This window comes from Pseudomonas sp. UM16 (genome assembly GCF_050312595.1).
Taxonomy (GTDB): Bacteria; Pseudomonadota; Gammaproteobacteria; order Pseudomonadales; family Pseudomonadaceae; genus Aquipseudomonas.
In genome coordinates this window covers 373,184-381,049 of record NZ_JBNPJT010000002.1, presented here as the reverse complement: position 1 = coordinate 381,049, position 7,866 = coordinate 373,184, and the positions used below count along the sequence as shown (strand labels likewise).

General features: G+C 57.7%; 8 protein-coding genes and 1 tRNA gene. 5 read left to right on the top strand and 4 right to left on the bottom strand.

The genetic code is table 11. From position 1 onward, the window contains the following. The first annotated feature begins 407 nt into the window (after window positions 1–407). Window positions 408–1,850 (top strand): magnesium transporter, encoded by a 1,443-nt coding sequence (gene mgtE, locus ACQRAX_RS03800; protein ID WP_412038151.1) that lies wholly within the window; start codon window positions 408–410, stop codon window positions 1,848–1,850. Window positions 1,851–1,912: 62 nt separating this feature from the next. Here mgtE and ACQRAX_RS03795 read toward each other — a convergent pair whose 3' ends face one another. Next, entirely contained in the window at window positions 1,913–2,239 is a 327-nt protein-coding gene (locus ACQRAX_RS03795; protein ID WP_038616878.1) for an Arc family DNA-binding protein, read from the bottom strand. Window positions 2,240–2,582: 343 nt separating this feature from the next. Between ACQRAX_RS03795 and phnN the strand changes: the two genes are divergently transcribed. Beyond that, the gene (gene phnN, locus ACQRAX_RS03790) at window positions 2,583–3,179 is read left to right on the top strand and encodes a phosphonate metabolism protein/1,5-bisphosphokinase (PRPP-forming) PhnN (protein ID WP_412038152.1); all 597 of its coding nucleotides are present in this window, start codon (window positions 2,583–2,585) and stop codon (window positions 3,177–3,179) included. A gap of 4 nt (window positions 3,180–3,183) precedes the next feature. Here the strand turns inward: phnN and ACQRAX_RS03785 are convergent, their stop codons facing one another. Next, window positions 3,184–3,402 carry a hypothetical protein gene (locus tag ACQRAX_RS03785; RefSeq protein ID WP_412038153.1) on the bottom strand — a complete coding sequence of 73 codons (219 nt, stop codon included), beginning with the start codon at window positions 3,400–3,402 and terminating at the stop codon, window positions 3,184–3,186. Window positions 3,403–3,706: 304 nt separating this feature from the next. Between ACQRAX_RS03785 and ACQRAX_RS03780 the strand changes: the two genes are divergently transcribed. The 3 genes from ACQRAX_RS03780 (at window position 3,707) to ACQRAX_RS03770 (ending at window position 5,903) form a co-directional block, all read left to right on the top strand. After that, window positions 3,707–3,783 (top strand) — tRNA-Arg (locus ACQRAX_RS03780). A 126-nt stretch (window positions 3,784–3,909) separates the two neighbouring features. Continuing rightward, a complete protein-coding gene (locus ACQRAX_RS03775) occupies window positions 3,910–4,050 on the top strand; it encodes a hypothetical protein (protein ID WP_412038154.1) in 141 nt (46 codons plus the stop codon). Window positions 4,051–4,196: 146 nt separating this feature from the next. Next, a complete protein-coding gene (locus tag ACQRAX_RS03770) occupies window positions 4,197–5,903 on the top strand; it encodes a hypothetical protein (RefSeq protein WP_412038155.1) in 1,707 nt (568 codons plus the stop codon). A gap of 287 nt (window positions 5,904–6,190) precedes the next feature. On the opposite strand, the gene ACQRAX_RS03765 is transcribed toward ACQRAX_RS03770, so the two are convergent. Continuing rightward, window positions 6,191–6,730, bottom strand: coding sequence for a methylated-DNA--[protein]-cysteine S-methyltransferase (locus tag ACQRAX_RS03765; protein WP_412038156.1), 540 nt, complete (start codon window positions 6,728–6,730; stop codon window positions 6,191–6,193). A gap of 77 nt (window positions 6,731–6,807) precedes the next feature. Next, window positions 6,808–7,854, bottom strand: coding sequence for an LLM class oxidoreductase (locus tag ACQRAX_RS03760; RefSeq protein WP_412038157.1), 1,047 nt, complete (start codon window positions 7,852–7,854; stop codon window positions 6,808–6,810). Between the last annotated feature and the right edge of the window lie 12 nt (window positions 7,855–7,866).

Sequence of the window (7,866 nt, the reverse complement as noted above, 5' to 3'; positions counted from 1 at the left end):
ACTCATAGCTCAGCTGGATAGAGTACTCGGCTACGAACCGAGCGGTCGGAGGTTCGAATCCTCCTGAGTGCACCATATAACAGAAAGCCCGCCTACTCAGGCGGGCTTTTTGCTTTTCTGCGTTCTATATTTTTCTAACTGACATGTGTTTTTTTTATTCTGCTCGCCGTCGCACAGAGAGAGGCAGAGGTTGTCCTAACTATGTCGCGCAAACGATTGTTCTAGCCACGATTTTTTCAGCACTCTGACAGCTCAAGCGGTGTATGATTGCGCCCGTCAGCCCCGCCGGGGCTTGTGGAATACCACCATGGACTTACCCAGTAGTTACTCAATAGCAAGTTTTGCCAATCAAGATCTGACTGATTGATTCTCCCGGCGTGCTCCGCTGCTGGGAGTGGAGTTCGCCTATGACTGAAATCGAAGCAAAAAAGACGCAAGAGAGCTTGCAGGATCGCCTGGCACAGGTGGTCGAACTGCTGCAGCGTCAACGCGTGGTTGAAGACCTGACGCACCGTCAGGAAGGTCATCACCATGACCTGGTGGAAAACCTCGTTCACCGCCAGAACCTCGTTGAGCTGCAGCGCAAGCTCGATGATCTGCACTCCGCTGACGTCGCTTACATTCTCGAAGCCTTGCCCCTGGACGATCGTCTGACCGTCTGGCAGCTGGTTAAGGCCGAGCGCGACGGTGACATCCTCCTGGAAGTGTCCGACTCGGTTCGTGAAACGCTGATCGCCGACATGGACGATCATGAGCTGCTCGCTGCCGCCAAGGAAATGGACGCCGATGAACTGGCCGACCTTGCGCCAGAGTTGCCGCGAGATGTTGTCCATGAGCTGATGGAAACCCTCGATGCCCAGCAACGTGAGCGGGTCCGCTCGGCGCTGAGCTACGACGAGGAGCAGGTCGGTGCGTTGATGGACTTCGAGATGGTCACCATCCGCGAAGACGTCAGCCTGGAAGTGGTATTGCGCTACCTGCGCCGGCTTAAAGAGCTGCCGGGGCATACTGACAAACTCTTTGTGGTCGACTACGACGGTATCCTCAAGGGTGTGTTGCCAATCAAGCGCCTGCTGGTCAACGACCCCGAAAAGAAAGTCGCCGATGTCATGGCAGACGACCCGGTGTTGTTCCACCCGGAAGAGGACGCATACGACGCTGCTCAGGCTTTCGAGCGTTACGACCTGGTATCGGCACCGGTAGTGGACAAGAACGGTCGCCTGATCGGTCGTCTGACCATTGACGAAATGGTCGACCTGATTCGTGAGGAAAGCGAGACCGAAGTGCTGAACATGGCCGGTCTGCGCGAAGAAGAAGACATCTTTGCCTCTGTCTGGCGTTCGTTGCGCAACCGTTGGGCGTGGCTGGCGATCAACCTGATTACTGCATTCGTCGCTTCGCGGGTGATCGGCCTGTTCGAAGGCTCGATCGAGAAACTGGTGGCATTGGCGGCGCTGATGCCCATTGTCGCGGGTATCGGCGGCAACTCCGGTAACCAGACGATTACCATGATCGTGCGCGCCATGGCTCTCGATCAGGTCAGCCCTGGCAACACCTCACGGCTGATGCGCAAGGAGCTGGCGGTTGGCTTGATCAACGGCCTGGTGTGGGGTGGGGTGATCGGTGTGGTGGCGTACCTGTTGTATGGCAGTTGGTCGCTGGGCGTGGTGATGACCGCGGCGATGACCCTCAACTTGCTGTTGGCAGCGTTGATGGGGGTATTGATTCCGATGACCCTGGCGCGCCTGGGGCGTGATCCGGCGATGGGCGCCAGTGTGATGATTACCGCGATGACCGATAGCGGCGGGTTCTTCATTTTCCTCGGCTTGGCAACGATCTTCCTGTTGTAAGTGCCATAGCCCAGACGCAAAAAAGCCAGCTTACGCTGGCTTTTTCAATTGCGGTTCAGTCCTCAGGAAGCGTCAGCTGCCATTTCGACGTCGTGGGCAATCAGGGCCACCAGAGCATTCTGCTGGCGGTGGGAAAGTTGACGGAAGCGTTGCAGCAACTCACGTTCGTGCAGCGACAGCTCCGGGCTGTCCAGACGCATGCTCAGCTCGTCACCCAGAGCTCCTTCCTGAATCAGGCTCTGTTCCAGGCGGGCGATGATTTCCGAGTTCATGCTGCGGTGGTGGTGGCGCGCTACCTCGGCAATGCGCTCACGCATTCCGTCGGGGAGGCGGACGACGAATTTGTCAGCGGTGCGGCTTGAGTAAACAGCCTGTTTCATTGGGCGCATATAATTGACCGGTTTTAGTTCAGGGGAAGCGGTTCTCGAAATTGGCCGCACGATTTCACTACGACCATCACGGCGACAAAATGTTCAACCTGAATTGTGAATGAGGTAAGAATCATGCCTCATTGTCGCCGGTTCCTTGGCGTCAATTCTGTGACAAATATTGAGCCGGGTAAAGGCGTTTTGCCAGTACCAATTATCAGAAATGAGCACTGGTTTGAAAAGTTATCATTTTTTCCTTGGGCAGCCCGTCGGGACCTTTGTCGCGGCCTGTAGGTAACAGGCGATAAATGCCAAGGAAAGCGTCTAGAATGCGCAGGCTTCCTTACCGATGAGCATAGTGGCTATGCAGCATGACGCAAGCGCCGACCCTCGTACAGCACTCCCTGGGCGGCTGATCTATTTGATGGGACCCTCCGGTTCCGGCAAGGACTCACTGATCGATGCTGCCCGAGCCACCTTAGAAAGTCACAACGTGGTTGTTGCCCGGCGGGTGATCACCCGTTCGGCTGAAGCCAAAGGTGAAGATGCTGTAGGCGTTACCTACGAACGCATTGAGCAGATGTGTGCCGACGGCGAATTTGCCCTCCATTGGCGGGCCAATGGCCTGGCTTATGGCATTCCGGCGCAGATCGACAATTGGCTGGCGCAGGGCAGGACAGTCCTGGTCAATGGCTCGCGCGCGCACTTGCCCCAAGCACGGCAACGTTACCCTGATCTTCTGGCCATTTTGCTCAGTGTCGAACCGCAAGTCCTGCGCCAGCGATTGCTAGCCCGTGGCCGGGAAGCGCTTGAGGACATCGAGCAGCGTCTGGCGCGCAGTCGGCAATTGAACGTCGCTGATCAGGGCGTATACCTGTTGGATAATTCCACGCGCCTGGATGACGCCGTGGCGCGCTTGCTTGACCTGCTGCGTGAGCAGGGCCTGCTCGTCAGCAGTTGAGTCTTCAGAACATCAGGCGTTCCTGCCGGGGGCGAGGTGACAGCATCGCAGGCTGGGTGGCGGCGGGAGGCGTTTTGGCTTGCGCGTCGAACACTGCCCTTTGTGCGGGCATCAAGGGTGCAACGTTACCTTGGAACACTGCGACGGAACCTTCCGGTTGCATTATCAGCCCAACCAGCACGGCCAGTGCCAGGGCGTTGAGCAGCAGCAATGAGCGGTTCATCAGGCATTCTCCACGGGTGAGGGCGGTAGCCAGGCACTTTTTATGGAGTAGATATTGCACACTGCATGCCAGTCTTTTTCTTTGATTTAATTATTTTAAATCAATGGCTTGCGGCGTTTTTTAGACAAATTTTTCGTGCATTCTGCAATGATGGCCTGCTGCCTTGTTGCAGAATGCACGATTGGCTTTACTAAGCGAATACAGACTACGGGCAAAAAGCCCCACGGATGACATGACAAATGCCGACGTGCTGGTTAACATGCACGCCGTCCTCTGCCGCGCAACACTCGTTGCTGGCGCTTGTGTCTCAGTAGCTCAATTGGATAGAGCATCCCCCTCCTAAGGGGAAGGTTGGCAGTTCGAACCTGCCCTGGGACACCATATTTTACAAGGCCTACAGAGATTCTCACTTCACCCATAAAGAACCAGTGGGTGCGTGATGGGCGTCGGCCTTTATTGCTGACCATTGCGGTGGCCCAACCCTGTTAGCAGTGACGCAGTTGCCTGGTGGTGGCCATTGCAGCGCTGGGGGTGAAAACCTCGCTACAGAAGCTGACTAAGGTCGGCTGGCGACCCATCGTCATGTTGGTCGGTGAAACCTTTTTCCTCGCTGCGCTGGTGGTTGCTCTGTTGTTCCTCGCGCGCTAATAGCCAGGAGGTCTGAGCGAACACTTGACGCCTTTGCAGTGGTGGCTTTACTTGAACGTAGAAGGACCTGAAAACAAACCAGTTTTCCCGAGGCGCAGTCCGGGTGGTCACCGTGTGCGAGTTGCCTTGTTCTCGGGAGGTCCTTCATGCCCAAACGCGCTGATGTGCTGTGGTTCAAAACTCAATTTCAACCACTGATTGCCCCGCGGCTTGCGGGTTTGCCATTCACGGTTGATTTCATCGCTGCGATTGCCTGCCAAGAGACTGGGCATGTCTGGTCGGTAGTGCGCGCCAAGGCGATGACCACCGCGCAAATCCTCGCACTGTGCGTTGGCGACACGCTGGACGCCGACAAAGGACGCTCAGCATTTCCCAAAACCAAAGCTGATTTGCTGGCGGTGCCGGGTGGCGCAGCAATGTTCGAGCTGGCCCATCAGGCGCTCATCGACATGGCCGTGCATATTCCCGGGTTCGCTGCAGTTGCGCAAAAACCGAACAAGTTCTGCCATGGCTTTGGCCTGTTTCAGCGCGATCTGCAGTTCTTCAAAACAGATCCGGATTACTTTCTCGGCAGGCGCTACGAGCACTTCGATGACACCTTGGACATGTGTCTCGGCGAGCTCAAGCGCGGCCTGAAAACCTTGGGGCTGCAGGGGCGTTCGTCTCTGACTACTCATGAGCTGGCGGCTGTGGCCATTGCCTACAACACGGGCGGGTTCAATCCGAAGAAGGGGCTGCGACAAGGCCATTTCGATGGCGAGCACTTCTACGGCGAGAAGATCTTCGACTTCATACGTCTGGCCCAGACGGTGGCCTTGCCTGGTGATGTAGCTGAGCTTATAGCCCCGGCGGCCGGGCTGGCGGTGATGCCAGCGCCAAGCCCGGTGGATGCACAAGGTGAGTTCTTCCGGGTAGACACGCGCGAGGGCATGCTGCGTGTGCGTAGCGAGCCAAACATCAGTGATCCACCGCAAGCCAATGTCATTGGTCACTTGCCCGATGGCCACCCCGTGCGGGCGGTTACCAAAAAAGCCCAAGGTGGTTTTCGTGAAGTGGAAACCTCCCTGGCCGGGGCGCTGTTGCACGGTTTCGTCTCGCAGAAATTTTTGCTGGCAACAACGGATGTTCAGGATGTCCCGATTGTTACCCCCGCAACGTCGCCGCCCAGTACCGGCGTGGTGGCCGTATCGATGCCGAGAAAACCTGGCCGGGTAACGCGGCGAGTGGAGGCGGCCGGTGCCCATTCTCTCAACGAGCCCAACCAACCGACGCGGCAAGGCACGAGCGCAGACGAGTTGCGTGCACAGCTCGCGGCCATCATCAAATGGCTGGCGGTGGACAATCCATCGCACAAACGTTACCAGCCGCACAGTGGTCTGACTTTCTGCAATATCTACTGTCACGATTATTGCCACCTGGCTGGGGTGTACCTGCCGCGGGTGTGGTGGACTTCCAAGGCCGCCATTGCCCTGGCCAAGGGCAAGCAAGTGGACGCGTTGATTGGTGACACGATCTTTGAAGTACGCGCCAATGACCTGTTTCGCTGGTTGCGCGACTTCGGCCCCGATTTTGGCTGGCGTCAGACCGGGACACTGAGCAAGCTTCAACAAGCTGCCAATCAGGGTGGCATCGGTCTGATCGTGGCGCGGCGCAAGGAAGAGGGCAAGTCCGGGCACATCGTTGCGGTAGTTGCCGAAACGCCAGAGTTCAGTGCTATCCGCGATTCAGCGGGTGATGTGACCTCACCTCTGCAGAGTCAGGCGGGTGCTACCAACGTTCGCTACGGCACCGGCAGGAAAAACTGGTGGAACGGCGAACAGTTTGCCGAGAGTGCGTTCTGGGTGCATGCCTGAGTTCAACGGAAGCTGCTTGGGTGGCCTCAGGTGTACCTATGGATTCAAGCCAGCGGATCGGTTTGCAACCGGCCGTCATTCGGCTTTTCTGCTGGTGGATCCGTCGGCGTCAGTTGCGCCACTGGCAGCCTAAGCACTGTTGGCGAGTGTCGATTGACCATGAGCTATGGCAAAGACAACGTGTGCGTATAGCGGCGCCACCTCGTAGAGCCATAAAAAAACCCACTGCGATGCGCACAGTGGGTCGAAAAAGGGTGAGGTTCAACAGTGGTATTACGCGACGGCCTTCAGACGTGTTTGCCAGGTACACACGCCAGGTCGTCCCGCGAATGCTCTGCTTCCAGGATCAGTAGTCCACGCTTCTTGTCCAGCCCGCCGCTGTAGCCGGTCAGGGCGCCGCTGGCAGCGATGACGCGATGGCAGGGGACGATGATTGAAATCGGATTCACAGCGTTAGCCATGCCGATGGCTCGCGCCGACCCTGGCTTGCCCATAGCCTTGGCCAGGGCACCGTAGGTTGTAGTGGTGCCGTAGGGCACAGCTCTGAGCAATGCCCAGGCTTCTTTCAAAAAACTGCTGCCAGCAGGGGCAAGCTCGATAGCGAAGTCGATTCGGGTGCCTGCAAAGTATTCGCCCAGTTGTTGGCAAATAGGCCTGAAGGATTGCTGATCCGAGATGGCATTTGCATATTCAACACGGGTGTAGAGTGCTCCAGGCAATGCGAAGTCCAGCCGCAGCAACGCACCGTTGCTATTGGCCAGCAAATCTATCCGCCCCAGTTGGCTGTCATAGTGGCCGCGGTAGAGGTGAGGCTTGGCAAGGTGCATCCGGGTTCTTCCTGTGAATGAATGAAGTCGTCGCTGCCAGGAGCGTGAAGGTGTTCTGGCAGCAGCGTGTGGCGTGTCTACCAGTGTTGCGCCAGCGGCAGCGGGCCGTCGTGGGACGGGAACAACGGCAGGACTTCCTCAGCCAGCTCCTGAATGATTTCCTGTGCCGGGCGCTCGGCCAAATGAATGCCAATCGCCGCGTGATTCACCCCGGCATCGCGCCATTCGCCGAGTAACTCGATTAATCCCCGGCGCCCGGTCTTGAGTACATAGCCGCCGCGTAGCGGCGTACGCGGGAAGTTGGGGTCTGCGCTCAGGTCGATCCACTCGTTGGTGACATGAGGACGGAAACCCTGGTCCGGAATCTGGTTACGCCAGGCACGGATTTTTTCCGCAAGACGCCGCGGCCCCAAGATGTTCTGTGTTGATTCTGGGTAGGTCAGCCAGCCATCGGCCTGCTCACCGAGCCACTGCATCGATTGGCGTGAAGAACCGGTGACCAGCAATGGAATATTGCCAGTGGCAGGTTTGGGCAGCAGTTGCGCGTCACTCAGGTGTCCGAGTGATGAGCTGATGGTTTTTTCGCCGCTTTGCAGCAACTGCCGAAAGTAATCCACCGCTTCTGCGAAGCGCCCCCCTCGCTCGCTGTGCTCCAACCCGTAGGCAGGAAATTCGACCGGACGGTCGCCCGATGCAATGCCCATGACCAGGCGGCCACCGGACAATTGGTCGATGGTCGACGCTGCTTTGGCCAGATCGATCGGATGGCGCAAAGAGAAAATTGCGCTGCCGGTGGCCAGGGAGATGCGTTTGGTCCTGGCGGCCAGGTAGGCCAGGTAGGTGAACGGATCGAAGACTTGTCCGGCATCGCCGAAATAGGGATCGAACAACGGCACGTCTCTCACCCAAGCGGCAGCGAACCCGAGTCGGTCAATCTCGCTGACAAGATCGGCCTGCCCGATCAGAACGCTCATGTCGCCTTCATAAAAACGCAACGGTAGAAAGATGCCCAGCGTCAGTTGATCAGCTGCGAACATCCGGGTGTAGCCAGGGTGTCCGGCGAAAGCTGGCGCGCTGGCGCCTTGGGTGGTGGCGCGGTCGGTGCGTATCACGGTCTCGTTCATGCCGATTCTCTT

Coding starts and splice junctions, on each gene's coding strand:
- ACQRAX_RS03785 (WP_412038153.1), bottom strand. CDS start 3,402: ATGAACCGCTCATTGCTGCTGCTCAACGCCCTGGCACTGGCCGTGCTG.
- ACQRAX_RS03770 (WP_412038155.1), top strand. CDS start 4,197: ATGCCCAAACGCGCTGATGTGCTGTGGTTCAAAACTCAATTTCAACCA.
- ACQRAX_RS03795 (WP_038616878.1), bottom strand. CDS start 2,239: ATGCGCCCAATGAAACAGGCTGTTTACTCAAGCCGCACCGCTGACAAA.
- ACQRAX_RS03760 (WP_412038157.1), bottom strand. CDS start 7,854: ATGAACGAGACCGTGATACGCACCGACCGCGCCACCACCCAAGGCGCC.
- phnN (WP_412038152.1), top strand. CDS start 2,583: ATGCAGCATGACGCAAGCGCCGACCCTCGTACAGCACTCCCTGGGCGG.
- ACQRAX_RS03765 (WP_412038156.1), bottom strand. CDS start 6,730: ATGCACCTTGCCAAGCCTCACCTCTACCGCGGCCACTATGACAGCCAA.
- mgtE (WP_412038151.1), top strand. CDS start 408: ATGACTGAAATCGAAGCAAAAAAGACGCAAGAGAGCTTGCAGGATCGC.